Origin of the sequence: Streptomyces shenzhenensis, from assembly GCF_003688995.1 — a bacterium.
In the GTDB taxonomy this organism is placed as follows: domain Bacteria; phylum Actinomycetota; class Actinomycetes; order Streptomycetales; family Streptomycetaceae; genus Streptomyces; species Streptomyces shenzhenensis_A.
Window position 1 is genome coordinate 103976 of record NZ_PENI01000013.1, and the last position, 18021, is coordinate 121996.

Below are 18021 nucleotides of genomic sequence, written 5' to 3' on the forward strand. Positions count from 1 at the left end.
GATGCCGGTACTGGTGATCACGGGCACGGGCACGGAGGTCGGCAAGACGGTCACGACCGCGGCGGTGGCCGCCGCCGCGCTCGCCGCCGGCCGGTCGGTGGCCGTGCTGAAGGCCGCGCAGACCGGGGTGGGACCGGGCGAGCGCGGGGACGCGGAGGAGGTGGCGCGGCTCGCGGGCGCGGTGACGGCGACCGAACTGGCCCGCTATCCGGAGCCGTTGGCGCCGTGGACGGCGGCCCGGCGGGCGGGCCTCGCCCCCGTCCATCCGTACGAGGTGGCCGAGGCCGCCGCCAAGCTGGCCGCCGAGCACGATCTGGTGCTGGTCGAGGGGGCGGGCGGGCTGCTCGTACGGTTCGACGCGGCGGGCGGCACCCTGGCGGACGCGGCCCGGCTGCTGGAGGCGCCGGTCCTGGTGGTCGCCTCGGCCGGTCTGGGCACGCTGAACACGACCGAGCTGACGGCGCGCGAACTGCGTTTCCGCGCCATCGAGTTGCTCGGGGTGGTGATCGGCAGCTGGCCCGGGTCCGCCGATCTCGCCGCGCGGTGCAATCTCGCGGACCTGCCGGAGGTGGCCGGCGCCCCGCTGCTCGGCGCCCTGCCGGCCGGGGCCGGGGCCCTGCCACCGCCCGACTTCCGCAGGGCGGCCCCGACTTGGCTGTCCCCCCGCCTCGCGGGCAGCTGGGACGCGGCCTCCTTCCACACCCACGAGGCTCCACCGGCGGGCCACGCCTGAGGACACCTGGACCGGCCGGCCCCGGTCTCCCGCCCGTGCCCGCGGTGATCAGCGGGCAGCATGCCCAACCGGGCCCGGCGGCACCGCACTCCCCGTCCGAGCACCACCCGCACGGGGAGTGCGATGGGGAACGTGGGGGGACAATCTCTCTGGAGTCGTCCGTCCGGAAGCCCGAAGCCGTCCTGTCGGGGAGGCCGTCATGTCACACCGGTCCGGTGGTTCGGGCAAGGTGGCGCGGGACGCCGTCCACCACCCGGTGTTCGCCCGCTGCTACGCCCGTACGAGCGTGCACGCGGAGACCCGGTTCGGCATGGCCGGGATCCGTGCCCGGATGCTCGCGGGGGTGTCCGGCCGGGTCATCGAGATCGGCGCGGGCAACGGGCTGAACTTCCCCCACTACCCGAGCACCGTCTCGGAGGTCGTCGCGATCGAACCGGAGCGCCTGCTGCGGCAGTTGGCCATGGACGCGGCGCATCGCAGCGAGGTGCCGGTCGATGTGGTGCCGGGTGTGGCGGAGGCACTGCCGGTGAAGAGCGAGGCGTTCGACGCGGCCGTGCTGTGTCTGGTGCTGTGCAGTGTCCGTGATGTGGCGCGCGCCCTCGGGGAGGTGCGCCGCGTGCTGCGCCCCGGCGGCGAGCTGCGGTTCTTCGAGCACGGCCGGGGCGGTGGCCGGGCCATGGTCCTCACCCAGCGCGTCCTTGACCGGACGCTGTGGCCCCGGATGAGCGGCGGCTGCCATCTGTCCCGCGAGCCGGTGACCGCGCTCAGGGACGCGGGGTACGCGCTCGGCCCGTACCAGCGGACGCTGATGCCGGAGACGGGGCCGCGGCTGCCCAGTTCGTACTGCGTGCTGGGCACCGCCTGGCGGCCGGGGCCCGCGGGCTGATCACAGGGTCCACTGCCGCAGCTCCCGCGCGATGTCGGACACCGACACCTCCCCGTCCTTGACCAGCCGGGCCAGATCGCGCACCCGTTCCGGCGAGGTGGCGACCTTGAGGCCGCTGGCGACGAGATAGGCGTAGGCGACGGCGGAGGCGAACAGGGCGTTGGAGCGCTCCAGCGCGGGGACGTGGATCAGCAGTTGGAGCAGGGCGGCGGCACGGGCGTGCGGGCCCTCGTAGACGGGGATGTCGAATATCTCGGCCCGGTGCCGGGCGACCGCGGCGACCAGCGCGCCCCAGTCGGTGACCTGCGGGTCCCCCGGTGTCTTCTGTTCGGCGAGCATGAGGAGCCAGGCGAGATCGATGCTCAGGTCGTTCAACGGATCAGCGCCGGCCTTCGCTCCGGCCGGTGCCGCGGCCCTCGCCGAACTCCTCCGCGAACACGCCCTCGTACTGCTTCATGAAGTCGGCGGCGGCCTCCACGAAGGTGCGGCCGGCCTCCCCGGTGTCCTTTCGGACCAGCTCTTCGATATAGCGGTTGACGCTCATGCCGCGGGCCTGGGCGCGCTCGCGGGCGGCTCGGGCGGTGTCCTCGTCCACCCGCACATTCAGCTGGGTCTTGGCCATGCCCCGAAGCTAGCGCCGGAACGCTAGCGGCGGCAAGGTCGCCCCGGCGCATGACCGCGGTGAAGGGGCCGTGCGCTGTCTCCACGTCCGCCGAGGTCCGGGGCGAGCACCGCGGTCTCGCCCGTGCCGTACGCCTTGGTCAGTGCGCCGTCCGGGCCGGCGTGGCGTCGGCGAAGGACCGCCGGCAGCGCAGCAGCAGTTCGCGCAGCGCCGGGCTCTTGGTCGGCGCTGCGACCAGGGCGAGCACCGCTGGCACGTCGGCATCGGTGAGGGGCACGCTCCGCAGCCCCTCCTGCCGGGCGGTCATGGACGCGGAGAGCACCGCCACGCCGAGGCCGCGCTCGGCGAGATTCATCACCGCTGCCGGGGCGCTCGCCTCGAGGGCGACGGTCGGTGTCAGGCCGAGGGCCGCGGCAGCCTGGTCGAGCGCCGCCCGGATACCGGTCCCCTCGGGCAGGCAGATGATCGGGCAGGTGAGGAGTTCGGCGAGGGTGACCCCGTCCTTCGCGGCCAGCGGATGACCGACCGGCACCGCGGCGACGAGCGGCTCGCTGATCACCTGCCAGCCGTCCAGGTCCGCCGGCGCCCGATGGGCCGCGCCGATCAGGGCCAGGTCGACGCCGCCCTCGCGGACGCGCTCGACCAGCTTGCCGGAGTCCTCCTCGACCAGGCTGATCTCGACGCCGGGGTGCGCGCGGTGGAAGCTCGACAAGGCGTCGAACAGGGGCTGGACGGTGCAGGCGGTGACCATGCCGACGACGAGCCTGCCCCGCACGAGCCCGTTCATCTCGTCCACGGCGTGCCGCAGCGACTCCGTCGAGGCCAGCACGGACCTCGCGTGTGCCAGCACCACCTCGCCGACCGCGGTCAGCGCGACGCCGCGGCCGGAGCGGTCGATCAGCGTGGCCCCGAGGTCGTTCTCGAGCTGGCGGATCTGCGCGCTGATGCCGGGCTGGCTGATGTGCATCCGCTCCGCGGCCCGGGTGAAATGCGCTTCCTCCGCCACGGCGACGAAATACCTGAGCTGCCTGATCTCCATAACTGAAAATTATCACGCCGATCCTGATCATTAATTGGACTTCTGCTCGGCCGGCGGCGGAGAATTCCCAGGTCGGTACCGGGACGGCAGGAAGGATGATCGTGTCCGAGAACGAGAAGGCCATGAAGCCGGAGGACCTCACCCGCCTCTTCGTGGAGCGCGCCAACGCGGGCGACGCGGCGGGCGTCGCCGCGCTGTACGAGGAGGAGGCGGTGCTGGCCTACCCGCCGGGCAGCGTCACGGTGGGCCGGGGGGCCATCCGCGCACTGTGGGAGAAGGTGCTGGCCGACGCGCCGCACTTCGAACCGGAGCAGCCGCTCCCGACGCTGGTCCGCGGTGACATCGCGCTGACCTCCACGCCGCCCAAGGACGGCACGGGCGCCCGTGCGCAGGTGGTCAGACGCCAGGCCGACAACAGCTGGCTACGCGTCATCGACCAGCCCGAGTTCCGCCCGCCCACCAACTGAGTCCGCAAAGCCGTCCTCGGCGGTGTCGCCCGCTAGCGGGCCGCCCGTGTGAATGACGTGTCCAGGCCTGTCTTCAGTGCCCGTGCCACCGGTCGCTCCACCCATCGGTGCACCAGCCAGCTCAGCGCCAGGAAGGCCGCGATCACGGTGGCGACCACCAGCCGGGCGTCCATCGCGTCGCGCAGGCGGTGGATCAGCGTCGTACCGGCCACGTAGTGCATCAGATAGAGCGGGTAGGTCAGACAGCCGGCGGTGACCAGCCACCTCCAGCGGACGCGGTCGGTCAGACCGAGCGCGACGGCCACCATGACCAGCATGAACACGGTGAAGATCAGCACGGCCCCGCGCCAGCTGGAGACACCCTCGTACGCCACCCGCATTCCCAGCTCCCGCTGGCCCATCAGCCACGCCATGGCCAGGATGCCCCACAGCATCAGGTCCTGGCCGAAACGGTGCATGAGGTAGAGGGCGAGGCCGGCGATGAAGTACCAGGCGCCGGTCGGGTCGGCCACCAGGTCCAGCAGCGGCAGCTCGGCGACCGGCGCGAGCATCGCCGCCGCGCCCCACACGCAGCAGAACACCACGACCCTGCGGTAAGTGAGGCCCATGGCGACGACGACCAGGAAGAGCAGGTAGAAGCGCAGTTCCGACCAGAGGGTCCAGTAGACGGGGTCGACGTTCGGCACGTTCGAACCGGCCTGCAGCATCGTGAGGTTGACCAGGACGTCGCGCAGCGCCAGCCGGTCCCACACGCCGGGCAGCACCACCAGCACGCCCGTGGTGAAGACGACGGCGAACCAGTACGCCGGGTAGAGACGGATCACCCGGGAGACGAAGAACTGCCGCGGGGTGCGGCCCCAGCACGACATACAGATGACGAAGCCGCTGATCACGAAGAAGATCTCGACGCCGATCCAGCCGAAGGAGGCGACCCGGAACACCGTGGGCATGAGGTCGGACACCGGCCGGTCCCAGATCGCGTTGCCCGGCTGGTCCACCCGCTTGGTGCCGGCGTAGTGGTGCAGCACCACCATCAGGGCGGCGACCAGGCGGATACCGTCGACGACGTACAGCCGGGAGCCGCCCCGCCCGGCGGCCCCGCGCTTCGCGGCCGGGGCCGGTCGGGGCGGACGCTCGGCGAGTGCGACGCCACCGGTGGATGTCGACGAGCTGCCGTGCACATCGTGCATCAGGCTGAGCCATCCCTCATGAGACAACGCCGGGCCTTGTGGCCCACGGACGGCTCACGCTACGTCCACGCCTTCCGCGCCATAGGGGGCAGGGGAGAACAAATCGCGCACACCATGACAGAGAGTTACCACATCGCTCGCCGGTCGGACACGCACCGTTCTCCGGCGCGTCATTTCATCTCACTGCGCAGGCAGCGCGCCCACGGAAAGCACTCGCCAGGCGGACGGGCGTTCTGCTTGGCTCGCCGCATGAGCGATCTCCACATCCGCTGTGCCGTCCACACCGACATCGACACCGTGCTGCGGTTCTGGCGGGAGGCCGCGGAAGGCACCAGCATCAGCGACGACCACGACGGAGTCGCGCGCCTCGTCGCACGGGATCCCGAGGCCCTGCTCCTCGCGGAGCGCGACGGACTCCTCGTCGGGACGGTGATAGCCGGCTTCGACGGATGGCGGTGCTCCGCCTACCGGCTGGCCGTGCACCCGGAGCACCGCCGGCAGGGCATCGCCACCGCCCTGCTCGAAGCGGCCGAACAGCGCTTCGCCGCCCTCGGCGGGCGACGCGTGGACGCCATGGTCCTGGAGGCCAACGAGCGGGCCCACCACACCTGGGCCGCGGCCGGCTACCACCGCGAGGACCACTGGCGGCGCTGGGTCAAGCCGCTGTAGGCACGGGGCGCGCCGCCACGGCCGCCCGTTCTCCGCGCGCTGGGCGCCTTCTGCGTGCGATGGGCGCCTTGTCCGCGCGATGGGCACCCTTCCCCTCCACCCGCACCCCGCTTTTGCTCGTCCTTTACCATTGGAGGATCGTGGGGGCCGTCCGGTCCCCCTCCCCGTGCTCCGGTGACGAAAGGTGTGAACGTCCGCCCATGGACGAGCCTCCCAGTTGGCGACATCGCGCGATCCTCCCTGCCCTGGCCGATCATGGGACGGAGGTGACCCGATGACCGAAGTGCTCCTCCTGCTGGTGGCGATCCTGCTCTCGCTCGCCTGCGGTGCCTTCGTCGCCGCCGAGTTCTCGCTGACCACGGTCGAGCGCGGCGAACTGGAACGCGCCGCCGCGCGCGGCGAGCGCGGCGCGGCGGGCGCCCTCAAGGCCGTACGGAACCTGACGTTCCAGCTCTCCGGCGCGCAGCTCGGCATCACGGTCACCAATCTGGTGGTCGGCATGCTCTCCGAGCCGTCCATCGCCCGGCTGATCGCGGGCCCGCTCAGGTCGCTCGGCGTCCCCTCCTCCGCGTCCGGCTCGATCGCGCTGGTCATCGGCACCGCGCTGTCCACCGTGTTCCTGATGGTCGTCGGCGAACTGGTGCCCAAGAACTGGGCGATCTCCTCGCCGCTCGCCGTGGCCAAGCGCGTGGGCAGCCCGCAGCGCTGGTTCAGCGCCGCCTTCCGCCCCTTCATCAGGCACCTCAACAACACCGCCAACCACGTCGTGCGCCGCTTCGGCGTGGAGCCGGCCGAGGAGCTGGCCTCCGCGCGCGGCCCGCAGGAGCTGGCGGCGCTGGCCCGGCACTCCGCCAAGGAGGGCGCCCTGGAGGCGGACACCGCCGAACTGTTCGTACGGACCCTGAACCTCGCCGACCTCACCGCGGAGAACGTGATGACCCCGCGGGTCCAGGTCGTCGCCCTCGACACCCAGGCGACCTGCGAGGACGTGGCCAACGCGACCCGGGCGACCGGGCTGTCCCGGTTCCCCGTCTACCGCGGCAACCTGGACACGGTGGTCGGGGTCGCGCACATCAAGGACGTGCTGGCGGTGCCCGGCGAGGAGCGGGCCCGCCGCGGTGTCGCGCAGGTGATGCGCGAGCCACTGCTGGTCCCCGAGTCGCTGACCGTCGACCGGCTCCTCGACCGGCTCTCCGGCAAGCGCACGATGGCGGTCGTCATCGACGAGTACGGCGGTACGGCGGGCGTGGCGACCCTGGAGGACATCGTCGAGGAGGTCGTCGGCGAGGTACGGGACGAGCACGACCCGCACGAGACACCCGATCTCGCCCCCGCCGGGGCCGACGAGGAGGGCCGGGCCGTCTACTCGGCCGACGGTTCCGCCCGCACCGACCAGCTCGCCCGCGTGGGCCTGCGGGCGCCCGAGGGGCCGTACGAGACCCTGGCCGGCCTGGTCGCCACCGAGCTGGGCCGCATCCCGGCGGCCGGTGACCGCATCGAGGTCGCCGGGTGGCGGCTCGACGTGGTCGACGCCGCCGGGCACCGGGCGGCCCGGGTGCTGCTGCACGCACCGCTCGTCACCGGGACCGACGCGAGCACGGAGGACGCGAAGTGACCGTCGTACAACTGCTGATCGGTCTGGCGACCCTCGTCGTCAACGCCTTCTTCGTGGGCGCCGAGTTCGCCCTGATCTCGGTGCGGCGCTCGCAGATCGAACCGCACGCCGAGGCGGGCGACCGGCGCGCGAAGACCGTGCTGTGGGGCCTGGAGCACGTGTCCGTGCTGATGGCCGCCGCCCAGCTGGGGATCACGCTGTGCACGCTGGTCCTGGGCGTGGTCGCGGAGCCGGCCATCGCCCATCTGCTGGAGCCGGTCTTCCACGCGGTGGGCATGCCCGAGAGCGCGGGCCACGCCGTGTCCTTCGTGATCGCGCTGGCGCTGGCCACGTATCTGCACATGCTGCTGGGCGAGATGGTGCCCAAGAACATCGCGCTCGCCGAACCCGTGCGCAGTGCCTTGCTGCTCGGCCCGCCCCTGGTCGCGCTGTCCCGGGCACTGCGTCCGGTGATCTTCGCGGTCAACGCCTTCGCGAACGCCCTGCTCAAGCTGCTCAGGGTCGAGGCGAAGGACGAGGTCACGGCGACGTTCTCGGACGCGGAACTGGCCCAGATCGTGAAGGACGCCGGCGCGGCGGGCCTGATCGACGACCGGGCGCAGGAGCGGCTGCACGATGCCCTGGAGCTGGGCCGGCGTCCGGTGCGCGACGTGGTGGTCCCGCTGGCGGACGTGGTGTACGCGCGCGTGGGCGTCACCCCCGAGCAGCTGGAGCAGCTGTCCACGGAGTCGGGCTTCTCCCGTTTCCCAGTGGTCGACGAGGGGCGCCGCATCGTCGGCTATCTGCACGTCAAGGACGCGCTGGACGCCTCGCCGCGGGACATGCCGCTGCGGCTGCGGGACATGCGGCCCGTCGCGCGGGTACGGGAGAGCACACCGCTGGACGACGTGCTCACCGCGATGCGGGGCAGCCGTACGCATCTGGCGGCCGTCCTCGGGTCCGACGGACGGCTGGCCGGTCTGGTGACGATGGAGGACGTGCTGCGGGAGCTGTTCGGCCAGCACGCCTGAGGCCCGGGGCCGCGGCCCGACCGACCGGCGGGTACGTGCGCGGGATAGCATCGCTGTCGCCATGCAGACGATCCCCCCGCACCCCTCGTACTCCAGCCTGGTCGCGGTCGGCGACTCCTTCACCGAAGGCATGTCGGACCTGCTGCCGGACGGCTCCTACCGGGGCTGGGCCGACCTGCTCGCGGCGCGGATGACCGCCCGGACCCCCGGGTTCCGGTACGCCAACCTCGCGGTGCGCGGCAAGCTGATCGGGCAGATCGTCGACGAGCAGGTCGAGGTGGCGGCCGGCATGCGGGCCGATGTGGTCACGCTGGTCGGCGGGCTGAACGACACGCTACGGCCCGCGTGCGACATGGGGCGGGTGCGGGGGCTGCTGACGGAGGCGGTGGAGCGGCTGGCCCCCTCCTGCAAGCAGCTCGTGCTGATGCGCAGCCCGGGCCGCCGCGGCCCGGTCCTGGAGCGGTTCCGGCCGCGCATGGAGGAGCTGTTCGCCTGCGTCGACGAGCTCGCCGAGCGGCACGGCGCCCTGGTCGTGGACCTGTACGGGGCGCCGTCGCTGGCCGACCCGCAGATGTGGGACGTGGACCGGCTGCACCTGACGGCGGAGGGGCACCGCCGGGTCGCCGAGGCCGTCTGGCAGACGCTCGGCCACGCCGCCGAGGACACCGAGTGGCGGGTCCCGTTGCCCGCCGAGCAGCCGCCGGGCTGGCTCACCCGGCGGACCACGGACGTACGGTTCGCCCGGCAGCACCTGCTGCCGTGGATAGGCCGCAGGCTGACCGGCCGTTCCTCCGGTGACGGCCGCCCGCCCAAGCGCCCCGAGCTGCTCCCGTACGAGGGCCCGGCGGCGTAGCCTCGCCGGCATGGGCACCCGGGTCATCAACATCAGGGGCCGGATCCACGACTTCGGCCCCCGGCTGGCGGACGCCCCCGCGGACGTCGTGTACGTGGGCCGCCGCTGGACGCTGGGCGGCTGGGACCTGCCCCGGCATCCGCTGTACAACCCGTTCGCCTACCACACCGCGGCGAAACGGCGGGACGGCACCCGGGCCGAGGTCATGGCGATGTACCGGGCGTACCTGCTGGAGCGGCCCGAGCTGCTGGAGCTGGTGCCGCGGCTGCGCGGCAGGACCCTCGCCTGCTGGTGCGTGCCCGAGCCGTGCCATGCGCAGGTGCTGGCGGAGCTGGCCGACGCGGGCGAGGCGGCATAGCCCGCGCCGCGGACGGCGGCACGCATCCCGTATGACGGCGACACGCATCCCGTATTCGGTGCGCGGATCTCCCCGAACCGAACCGAACCGGTCCGGCACAGCCCGCAGACCGGCCGGCACTGCCCCCTCCCCCGGCCCGGCCCCGCCCCACCTGGTCCGCGGCCGTCCGCGCAGTCCGGAGCGGATATGAACAGCCGGTATGCTCCGTACACGTGACTTCCGCTCCCGCCAAGCCCCGCATCCCGAACGTCCTCGCCGGACGCTACGCCTCCGCCGAACTGGCCACGCTCTGGTCGCCCGAGCAGAAGGTGAGGCTGGAGCGACAGCTCTGGCTCGCCGTGCTGCGGGCCCAGAAGGACCTCGGGATCGAGGTGCCGGACGCGGCGATCGCCGACTACGAGCGGGTCCTCGACACCGTCGACCTGGCCTCGATCGCGGAGCGCGAGAAGGTCACGCGGCACGACGTGAAGGCGCGGATCGAGGAGTTCAACGCCCTCGCCGGGCACGAGCACGTGCACAAGGGCATGACCTCCCGCGATCTGACCGAGAACGTCGAGCAGCTGCAGATCCGGCTCTCCCTGGAGCTGATGCGCGACCGTACGGTGGCAGTCCTGGCGCGCCTCGGCAAGCTGGCGGGCGAGTACGCCGAGCTGGTCATGGCGGGCCGCTCCCACAACGTAGCCGCGCAGGCCACCACGCTCGGCAAGCGCTTCGCGACCGCCGCCGACGAGCTGCTCGTCGGCTACGGCCGGGTCGAGGAGCTGCTCGGCCGCTACCCGCTGCGCGGCATCAAGGGCCCGGTCGGCACGGCGCAGGACATGCTGGACCTGCTGGGCGGCGACGCGTCGAAGCTCGCCGAGCTGGAGCACCGGATCACCCGGCACCTCGGCTTCTCGCAGGCCTTCACCTCCGTCGGCCAGGTCTATCCGCGCTCGCTGGACTACGAGGTCGTGACCGCGCTGGTGCAGCTGGCGGCGGCGCCGTCGTCGCTGGCCAGGACGATCCGGCTGATGGCCGGGCACGAGCTGGTCACCGAGGGCTTCAAGCCGGGCCAGGTCGGCTCCTCGGCGATGCCGCACAAGATGAACACCCGCTCCTGCGAGCGCGTCAACGGCCTGATGGTGATCCTGCGCGGCTACGCCTCGATGACCGGCGAGCTCGCGGGCGACCAGTGGAACGAGGGCGACGTGTCCTGCTCCGTGGTGCGCCGGGTCGCGCTCCCGGACGCCTTCTTCGCGCTGGACGGCCTGCTGGAGACCTTCCTGACGGTGCTCGACGAGTTCGGCGCCTTCCCCGCCGTCATCGCCCGTGAGCTGGACCGCTATCTGCCGTTCCTCGCCACGACCAAGGTGCTGATGGGCGCCGTGCGGGCCGGTGTCGGCCGCGAGGTCGCCCACGAGGCCATCAAGGAGAACGCCGTCGCCACGGCGCTCGCCATGCGCGAGCAGGGCGCCGAGCGCAACGACCTGCTGGACAAGCTGGCCGCCGACGAGCGGCTGCCGCTGGACCGGGAGCAGTTGCGGGCGCTCATGGCCGACAAGCTGTCCTTCACCGGTGCGGCGGCCGACCAGGTCGGCGTGGTCGTCGGCCGGATCGACGAGATCGTCAAGCAGCACCCGCAGGCCGCGGGCTACGCCCCGGGAGCGATCCTCTGACCCGCTTCACCCGGGCCGAGCTGGAGGCCGCCCGCGACCGTCTGGTACCGGACGTGGCCGCGGACGGCCTTCGCGTGCTGTTCTCCGGCATCAACCCCGGTCTGCTGACGGCCGCGACGGGCCACCACTTCGCACGTCCCGGCAACCGGTTCTGGCCGGTGCTGCAGCTGTCCGGGTTCACGCCGCGGCTGCTGAAGCCGTCGGAGCAGCAGGAGCTGCTGGCGTACGGGCTCGGGATCACCAACGTGGTGGCCCGGGCGACGGCGCGGGCCGACGAGCTGTCCGCCGCGGAGTACGTCGAGGGCGGGCGGCTGCTGACCGCCAAGGTGACGCGGCTGCGGCCGAGGTGGCTGGCCGTGGTCGGGGTGACCGCGTACCGTGCGGCGTTCGGTGAGCGGCGGGCGCAGGTGGGGCCGCAGGAACGGAGGATCGGGGACACGCGGGTGTGGGTGCTGCCCAACCCCAGCGGTCTGAACGCGCATTGGACGGCGGCGACGATGGCGGAGGAGTTCGGGCGGCTGCGGGAGGCCGCGTCGGACCGGCCGGGGCGCCCCGTCACGGCGGATCCAGGTCGGTGACCACGGCCAGGAGCTGGAAGGGAAGTTCCCGGTTCCAACGGGAGACGCCGAGGGCAACCCAGCGGTCCGCGCCGGGCGCCCGCCACAGGTGGAGGTCGGGCACATGCCCGCTGAGCCCGGCCCAGGGCTCCTCGAGATCCTCGGGGTCCTCGCCCAGCGTGGTCCGTTCCAGCACGCTGTACAGGCTGATGCGCTGCGGCGGCCCCCACCGCTCGGTAAGCCGCGCGCCGAGACCGTCGCGGTCGGCCTCGTACTGCGTCTCGGTCTCCTCCCGCTGGGCGCCGCCGTCCTCCCAGAAGTCGCCGCTGGTCTGTAATTCCGCTATGTGGTAGCCGGGCCCGCTCGCGCCGTGCTCCGTCCTGCCGTGCTCCGCGGGGAACCCCCGGGTGCACAGCAGGTCGATGAGGGCCAGGTGCCGCGCGATGTCCATGTGCTCCAGTAAAGCGGGCACCACTGACAATTGGCGACGTGTCAGGCGTCCCGCCGGTGTACGCTCCACGCTCCCGCGCACAGCGCTCCCGCCGTCCACAGCGCGGTCACCGCCAGTCCGCTCCACGGGCCGAGGCTGCCGCCCCAGTCACCGTGCAGGACCACTTGGCCGGCCCGGTCGGGCAGGAAGTCGGCGACGTTGCCGGACAGGTCGCCGACCACGAAGGAGACGATCAGGAGCAGCGGGATCAGCAGGCTCAGCGTGGCCACTCCGCTGCGCAGCACGGCCGCGAGCCCGGCCGCGAACAGCGCCATCAGCGTCAGGTAGATGCCGCAGCCCACCGCGGCGCGCAGTCCCTCCGCCCAGGTCGGCCGGTCCTGCCCGGCCCCGAGGGCGGCGCGGCCGACGAGCAGCGTCACCGTTCCGGTGACCAGGCCCACGGCGAGGACGGGCACCGCGATCGCGGTGGCCTTCGCCGCGAACCACCGCCGCCGGTCGGGAACCGCGGCGAGCGTCTGGCGCAGCGCGCCGCCCTGGAACTCGGACGAGACGGCCGTCACGCCGAACGTGATCGCCGCGATCTGCCCGAAGGAGACACCGAAGAACATGGCGAACAGCGGATCGATGTCCGCGCCGTCGGCCGCGGTGAGCGCGCCGAAGGCGACGGTCGCGATGAGCACCGCGCCCAGGCTGCCGACGAGCGAGCGCAGTGTACGGATCTTGATCCACTCGGCGTGGAGTGCGGGCTGGAACGTCGACCGGTTCGACATGGTCAGGCCTCCTGGGGCTGGGCGGTGAACTCGGCCTCGGCCGACGTCAGATCGAGGTAGGCCTGCTCCAAGGTGGCCTCCTCCGCGGCGAGTTCGAGCACGGGGACGCCCGCGTCGGCCATGAGGCGCCCGATGTCCTCCACGCGCGCGTTCCGCACGGTCCACTGTCCGGTGTCGTCCGAGGCGGCGTCGTAGCCGTGGCGGGCGAGCAGGCCGGCGAGGGGCGTCCCGTCGGTCGTGCGGACCCGTACGCCGGGCCGCACGCGCGCGTGGATGAAGTCCTGCAGCGGGGTGTCCGCCAGCAGCCGGCCGCGGCCGAGGACGACGAGGTGGTCGGCGAAGGCCGCGGTCTCGTTCATGAGGTGGCTGGAGACGAGGACGGTGCGGCCCTTGGCGGCCAGCCGGCGCAGCAGCGCGCGGATCCAGACGATGCCTTCGGGGTCGAGCCCGTTCGACGGCTCGTCGAGGATCACGACCCCGGGATCGCCGAGCAGCGCGGCGGCGATCCCGAGCCGCTGCCGCATGCCCAGGGAGTACGACTTGACCCGGCGCCGTGCCACGGCGGTGAGTCCCGTCTCCTCCAGTACGGCGTCGACCCGGCGCACGGGGATGCGGTTGCTCGCCGCCAGGGCGCGCAGATGGTCGCGCCCGGTGCGGGAGCCGTGCGCGGCCTGCGCGTCGAGCAGCGCGCCCACCTGACGCAGGGGCTCATGGAGTTCGGCGTAGGCACGGCCGCCGACCGTCGCGGTCCCCGAGGTCGGCCGGTCCAGGCCCAGGATCAGCCGCATGGTGGTGGACTTCCCGGCGCCGTTGGGGCCGAGGAAACCGGTCACCAGGCCGGGGCGAACGCTGAAGGTGACATGGTCCACGGCCCGCCGGGCGCCGTACTCCTTGCTGAGGTCTCGTACGTCGATGCAGGTCATGGCGCCAGCCTGGCCGTTGGTGGGCGCCCGGTCCTCCCCCGCCGGTGTGGATCGTCTCCCCCGCCCGGGGGAGGCTCGTTGTCGGTGACGCCTGCCACGATGTCCGGATGGCCCGCTTCCTGCGCCCGCTGCTGCGGGGGACGACGTACACGCGCTTCCTGCACCTGTGGGTGCCCATGCTGATCGTCAGCGTGTGGCTGTTCATCGACCCGGGGAAGCCGTGGGTGCCCGCGGCCGTCCTGATCCCGGTGGGGCTCATCGGGGCGGTGCGGACCGGGGAGGGGGTGCAGGCGCGGCTGCTGCTGACGCCCGGCGAGGAGGAGCCGGGCATCTCGGTGGCGCCGTCGGCGACCTGGCGGGACAGGCTGCGCACCGTGCTGTGGCTGGAGGTCCGGATGGCCCTCGCGGTGCCGGCGACCGTCGGCTCGGTGTGGCTGCCGATCTTCACGTACGAGCTGATCCGGCTCGCCTCCGGACACACCTCGCCCGACGTGCCGGTGCTGGACCGGGCGCAGCCGCACTGGGCCTACGGGCTGCTCGCCCCGCTCCCCCTGATCGCCCTGTACGGCGTGGTGGTGGGCCTCGGCGCGCTGGTCACCGCCCTCGCGCGCCGGCTGCTCGGCCCGTCCGCCGCGGAGCGGCTGGCCGCGCTGGAGGAACGGACCGAACAACTCCTGGAGCGCACCCGCATCGCGCGCGAGCTGCACGACTCCATCGGGCACGCCCTGACGGTGGCGGTGGTGCAGGCGGGGGCGGCGCGGACGGCGGGCGATCCGGAGTTCACCGACCGGGCCCTGGGAGCCATCGAGGAGACGGGCCGGGCCGCCCTGGAGGACCTGGAGCGGGTGCTGGGCGTGCTCCGCGAGGCGCAGCGGCCGGCGAGCAGCCGTCCCACACTGGCCGACGCCGACCGGCTCCTGGAGTCGGCGCGCGCCTCCGGGGCCAAGGTGGACGCGGAGGTGGCCGGGCCTCTGGAGACGGTTCCGGGGCCGGTGTCCCGGGAGGGCTACCGCATCCTCCAGGAGGCGCTGACCAATGTGCTGCGGCACGCGGGTTCCGTGCCGGTCCTGGTCCGCGTCACGGTGGCGGACGGCACGCTCGCCCTGGAGGTGCGCAATCCGCTGACGGCCGCGGTGACCGGCCCCGGCCGGGGCAGCGGGCTGCGCGGCATACGCGAGCGCGCGGCCCTGCTCGGGGGCAGCGCGCACACGGGTCCGGACGCGGACGACTGGCAGGTGCGTGTGGAGCTGCCGGTGCGCTGATCTACGCTGGCCGGATGCCGGTCACCGTTCTGATCGTCGACGACGAACCCCTGGTCCGCGCCGGGCTCCGCGCGGTCCTCGATGCCCAGCCCGATATCGAGGTGGTCGGCGAGGCGGCCGACGGTGCGGCGGTGATCCCGTTGGTGCGGCGGCTGCGGCCGGACGTGGTCGCCATGGACGTCCGGATGCCGCTCCTGGACGGGATCGAGGCCACGCGCGCGGTGCTGCGCACCGTGGCCGAGCCCCCGAAGATCCTGGTGGTGACCACGTTCGAGAACGACGAGTACGTCTACGAGGCGCTGCGTGCCGGTGCCGACGGTTTTCTGCTGAAGCGGGCCCGGCCCGCCGAGATCGTGCACGCCGTGCGGCTGGTCGCCGAGGGCGAGTCGCTGCTGTTCCCCGCATCGGTGCGGCAGCTCGCCGCCCGCTACGGCGACGACGGGCAGGGCAACCGGGCCGCGCGGGCCGCGCTGGAGCGGGCCCGGCTGACCGAACGGGAGGCCGAGGTGCTGCGGTTGATGGCGCGGGGGCTGTCCAACGCGGAGATCGCCTCCCGGCTGGTCGTCGGAACGGAGACGGTCAAGTCGCATGTGAGCGCCGTCCTGGCGAAGCTCGGGGCGCGGGACCGCACCCAGGCGGTGATCGCGGCGTTCGAGTCGGGCTTCGTCGCTCCGGGCTGACCGCCCGCGCGGCACAGGGCAGTTGGCGCCCGGAACTCGCCGGGCTCCGCGGTGCCGAGTACGATCCGCCCAACACGCGCACGAGCTGGGAGGACGGACGGTGGGGCGGCTGACCGGCGGCGATCCCTCGCTGCTGCGAAGGATCAATTCCGCGGTGGTGCTGCACGCGATGCGTGCCACGGACTGCGCGACGCTCACGGAGATCACCCGGGTGACCGGGCTGTCCCGGCCGACCGTCGAAGGGGTCGTCGAAGGGCTCATCGAAGCCGGTCTCGTGGTGGAGACGGCGGCCGAGGAGGGCGCCGCACGGCGTCAGGGGCGCCCCGCGCGGCGGTTCCGGTTCCGGGCCGAGGCCGGGCATCTGCTGGGCCTGGAGATCGGCGCGCACCGGGTCGCGGCACTGCTGTCCGACCTGGACGGCCGGGTGCTGGGCGCGCAGGCCAGGGACGTCGACGAGACCGCCGAGGCGGACGAGCGGCTGGAGCGGCTGCGGACCGCCGTGGCCGAGCTGTTGCGGCGGGCCGGGGTCGCGCGCAGCTCGCTGCGGGCGGTGGGGGTCGGCACGCCGGGGATCGTCGAGGCCGACGGCACGGTGCGGCTGGGCACCGCGCTGCCCCAGTGGACGGGTCTGCGGCTCGGCGAGCGGCTGAGCCGCTCCTTCAAGTGCCCGGTGCTGGTGGAGAACGACGCCAACGCGGCCGCCGTCGCCGAGCACTGGAAGGGCGCGGCGACCGACTCGGACGACGTGGTGTTCGTGCTGGCCGGGCTGAGCCCGGGCGCCGGCGCGCTGATCGGCGGGCGGCTGCACCGGGGGTACGGCGGGGCGGCCGGGGAGATCGGCGCGCTGCACCTGCTGGGCCGGGAGGTGACCCCGGAGACGCTGCTGTCCACGACGGACCAGCCGCTGCATCCGCTGGACGAGCAGGCGGTCGCCGAGGTGTTCGCGCTCGCCCGCAAGGGCGACCGGCGGGCGCGGGCCGCCGTCGACCGGTTCATCCAGCGGCTGGTGCACGACGTGGCGGCGCTCGCCCTGGCGCTCGACCCGGAGCTGGTCGTGATCGGCGGCTGGGCGGCCGGTCTGGACGGCGTCCTGGAACCGCTGCGGCGTGAACTCGCCCGCTACTGTCTGCGCCCGCCGAAGGTCGCCCTCTCCCTGCTCGGCGAGGCGGCCGTGCCCATGGGCGCCCTGCGGCTCGCTCTCGACCATGTGGAGGAGCAGCTGTTTGCGGTGGAGGGCACGACGACCGCCCGGCGGTGATCCTTCCCCCGGGCGCAGGAAGCGTCGGCTACCGGGAACCGCCGGTCACGAGGCCTGCCGTTCGGGTCCGTGGTGGATCTCCACCTTGCCGGAGTCGCCGAAGGTGAGGCGGCAGGTGTCCGCGCGGTACAGGGCGACGGAGAGCGCCGCCGTGCGTCCCTCGGCGAAGAAGCGCGTGGTGACGACCAGGACGGGCGCCCCGGGGAGCCGGTCCAGTTCCTTGGCGTCCTCCGCGCTGGCCGAGCCGAGTTCCACGGCGCGGTCCTCGCCCTCCAGCTCCAGGCGCTGCAGCTCGCGCAGCACGGCACGCGCGCGTGCGGGCCCGGAGGGGGCGTCGATCGCCGACAGGTCGGGCACCGAGGACGCGGGGACGTAGAGCAGTTCGGCGGCCACCGGCCGGCCGTGGGACACCCGGGTGCGGCGCACGATGTGCACGGGCTCGTCGGCGCCGGTCTCCAGGGCCGTGACGACGGCCGCGGGCGGCACCGCCTGGGTGCAGTCGGCGAGTTGCCAGGCGTCATCGGCGGCACCCGGCCAGGCGTGCTGTTCGGTGCCCACGGCGACGCCGACGCGCGGCGGCGCGACGGTCGTGCCGACACCGCGGCGGCGCTGCAGCCGGCCTTCGAGTTCGAGCTGTTCGAGGGCCTGGCGGAGCGTGGCGCGGGCCACGCCGAAGCGGGCGGCGAGGTCCCGCTCGTTGGGCAGGATCTCACCGACCGAGAACTCGGAGTCCAAAGCCTCACTGAGCACGGTCCTGAGATGCCAGTACTTCGGTTCCGGCACCGATTCCAGCTGCGTGGTCCCCACCCTGTCCTCCGCGATCGCCGTGGTCCGGCGGCGTTTTAGCGCCCTTGTTTATTAAAGGTTGTTGCACTTATCAGCGACGATAAGGCGGAGCTCACCCTTGGTCAAGACCAATCCTCGAACCCTCGGGCGGCGCACGGGCCGTCCGCGGCGGAGCGTTCATGAACCGTTCTCACTGGGCCGTTTTCGTGACGTAACGGCAAAGCTCCCGTCGTACGA

Annotated in this window: 21 protein-coding genes; 13 read left to right on the forward strand and 8 right to left on the reverse strand. The window is 73.1% G+C overall.

Going from position 1 to position 18021, the window contains the following annotated elements:
* Position 1 precedes the first annotated feature (1 nt).
* Together bioD and CTZ28_RS21110 are read left to right on the forward strand one after the other, a co-directional pair.
* The gene (gene bioD / locus CTZ28_RS21105; RefSeq protein WP_121891212.1) at positions 2–733 is read left to right on the forward strand and encodes a dethiobiotin synthase; all 732 of its coding nucleotides are present in this window, start codon (positions 2–4) and stop codon (positions 731–733) included.
* Positions 734–932: 199 nt separating this feature from the next.
* The gene (locus CTZ28_RS21110) at positions 933–1619 is read left to right on the forward strand and encodes a class I SAM-dependent methyltransferase (protein ID WP_121891213.1); all 687 of its coding nucleotides are present in this window, start codon (positions 933–935) and stop codon (positions 1617–1619) included.
* Here CTZ28_RS21110 and CTZ28_RS21115 read toward each other — a convergent pair whose 3' ends face one another.
* The 3 genes from CTZ28_RS21115 to CTZ28_RS21125 form a co-directional block, all read right to left on the reverse strand.
* Positions 1620–1994 carry a fic family toxin-antitoxin system, toxin component gene (locus CTZ28_RS21115; RefSeq protein ID WP_121891214.1) on the reverse strand — a complete coding sequence of 125 codons (375 nt, stop codon included), beginning with the start codon at positions 1992–1994 and terminating at the stop codon, positions 1620–1622.
* 4 nt (positions 1995–1998) lie between these two features.
* Entirely contained in the window at positions 1999–2241 is a 243-nt protein-coding gene (locus CTZ28_RS21120; protein WP_121891215.1) for a toxin-antitoxin system HicB family antitoxin, read from the reverse strand.
* A gap of 139 nt (positions 2242–2380) precedes the next feature.
* Positions 2381–3280, reverse strand: coding sequence for a LysR family transcriptional regulator (locus CTZ28_RS21125; RefSeq protein WP_121891216.1), 900 nt, complete (start codon positions 3278–3280; stop codon positions 2381–2383).
* Positions 3281–3381: 101 nt separating this feature from the next.
* Between CTZ28_RS21125 and CTZ28_RS21130 the strand changes: the two genes are divergently transcribed.
* Positions 3382–3747: a YybH family protein gene (locus CTZ28_RS21130; RefSeq protein WP_121891328.1), complete on the forward strand. Its 366-nt coding sequence runs from the start codon at positions 3382–3384 to the stop codon at positions 3745–3747.
* 32 nt (positions 3748–3779) lie between these two features.
* Here the strand turns inward: CTZ28_RS21130 and CTZ28_RS21135 are convergent, their stop codons facing one another.
* Positions 3780–4937: an acyltransferase family protein gene (locus tag CTZ28_RS21135; protein ID WP_121891217.1), complete on the reverse strand. Its 1158-nt coding sequence runs from the start codon at positions 4935–4937 to the stop codon at positions 3780–3782.
* A gap of 249 nt (positions 4938–5186) precedes the next feature.
* Between CTZ28_RS21135 and CTZ28_RS21140 the strand changes: the two genes are divergently transcribed.
* The 7 genes from CTZ28_RS21140 (at position 5187) to mug (ending at position 11675) form a co-directional block, all read left to right on the forward strand.
* Positions 5187–5606 (forward strand): GNAT family N-acetyltransferase, encoded by a 420-nt coding sequence (locus tag CTZ28_RS21140; RefSeq protein ID WP_121891218.1) that lies wholly within the window; start codon positions 5187–5189, stop codon positions 5604–5606.
* 274 nt (positions 5607–5880) lie between these two features.
* On the forward strand, positions 5881–7221 hold the full coding sequence (locus tag CTZ28_RS21145) for a hemolysin family protein (protein WP_121891219.1): 1341 nt from the start codon (positions 5881–5883) through the stop codon (positions 7219–7221).
* A complete protein-coding gene (locus CTZ28_RS21150) occupies positions 7218–8231 on the forward strand; it encodes a hemolysin family protein (RefSeq protein WP_121891220.1) in 1014 nt (337 codons plus the stop codon). The genes CTZ28_RS21145 and CTZ28_RS21150 overlap by 4 nt, the downstream gene beginning before the upstream one ends.
* Before the next feature lie 61 nt (positions 8232–8292).
* Complete coding sequence (locus CTZ28_RS21155; protein WP_121891221.1) at positions 8293–9084, forward strand: SGNH/GDSL hydrolase family protein; 792 nt, start codon at positions 8293–8295, stop codon at positions 9082–9084.
* 10 nt (positions 9085–9094) lie between these two features.
* A complete protein-coding gene (locus CTZ28_RS21160) occupies positions 9095–9442 on the forward strand; it encodes a DUF4326 domain-containing protein (RefSeq protein WP_121891222.1) in 348 nt (115 codons plus the stop codon).
* A gap of 212 nt (positions 9443–9654) precedes the next feature.
* Entirely contained in the window at positions 9655–11097 is a 1443-nt protein-coding gene (purB, locus tag CTZ28_RS21165) for an adenylosuccinate lyase (RefSeq protein WP_121891223.1), read from the forward strand.
* Positions 11094–11675: a G/U mismatch-specific DNA glycosylase gene (gene mug / locus CTZ28_RS21170; RefSeq protein WP_121891224.1), complete on the forward strand. Its 582-nt coding sequence runs from the start codon at positions 11094–11096 to the stop codon at positions 11673–11675. Before purB ends, mug begins: the two co-directional genes overlap by 4 nt.
* Here mug and CTZ28_RS21175 read toward each other — a convergent pair.
* The 3 genes from CTZ28_RS21175 to CTZ28_RS21185 are packed head-to-tail and all read right to left on the reverse strand — an operon-like array spanning position 11653 to position 13798.
* Positions 11653–12105 (reverse strand): hypothetical protein, encoded by a 453-nt coding sequence (locus CTZ28_RS21175; protein ID WP_121891225.1) that lies wholly within the window; start codon positions 12103–12105, stop codon positions 11653–11655. The genes mug and CTZ28_RS21175 overlap by 23 nt on opposite strands.
* A gap of 41 nt (positions 12106–12146) precedes the next feature.
* Positions 12147–12875 carry an ABC transporter permease subunit gene (locus tag CTZ28_RS21180; RefSeq protein ID WP_121891226.1) on the reverse strand — a complete coding sequence of 243 codons (729 nt, stop codon included), beginning with the start codon at positions 12873–12875 and terminating at the stop codon, positions 12147–12149.
* Between the two features lie 2 nt (positions 12876–12877).
* Positions 12878–13798, reverse strand: coding sequence for an ABC transporter ATP-binding protein (locus CTZ28_RS21185; RefSeq protein WP_121891227.1), 921 nt, complete (start codon positions 13796–13798; stop codon positions 12878–12880).
* A 107-nt stretch (positions 13799–13905) separates the two neighbouring features.
* Between CTZ28_RS21185 and CTZ28_RS21190 the strand changes: the two genes are divergently transcribed.
* The 3 genes from CTZ28_RS21190 (at position 13906) to CTZ28_RS21200 (ending at position 16998) form a co-directional block, all read left to right on the forward strand.
* A complete protein-coding gene (locus CTZ28_RS21190) occupies positions 13906–15060 on the forward strand; it encodes a sensor histidine kinase (RefSeq protein ID WP_121891228.1) in 1155 nt (384 codons plus the stop codon).
* A gap of 14 nt (positions 15061–15074) precedes the next feature.
* Complete coding sequence (locus CTZ28_RS21195) at positions 15075–15740, forward strand: response regulator transcription factor (protein WP_121891229.1); 666 nt, start codon at positions 15075–15077, stop codon at positions 15738–15740.
* 100 nt (positions 15741–15840) lie between these two features.
* Positions 15841–16998, forward strand: a complete 1158-nt coding sequence (locus CTZ28_RS21200) for an ROK family transcriptional regulator (RefSeq protein WP_121891230.1) — start codon at positions 15841–15843, stop codon at positions 16996–16998.
* Positions 16999–17043: 45 nt separating this feature from the next.
* Here CTZ28_RS21200 and CTZ28_RS21205 read toward each other — a convergent pair whose 3' ends face one another.
* Positions 17044–17805: a GntR family transcriptional regulator gene (locus tag CTZ28_RS21205; protein ID WP_121891231.1), complete on the reverse strand. Its 762-nt coding sequence runs from the start codon at positions 17803–17805 to the stop codon at positions 17044–17046.
* Between the last annotated feature and the right edge of the window lie 216 nt (positions 17806–18021).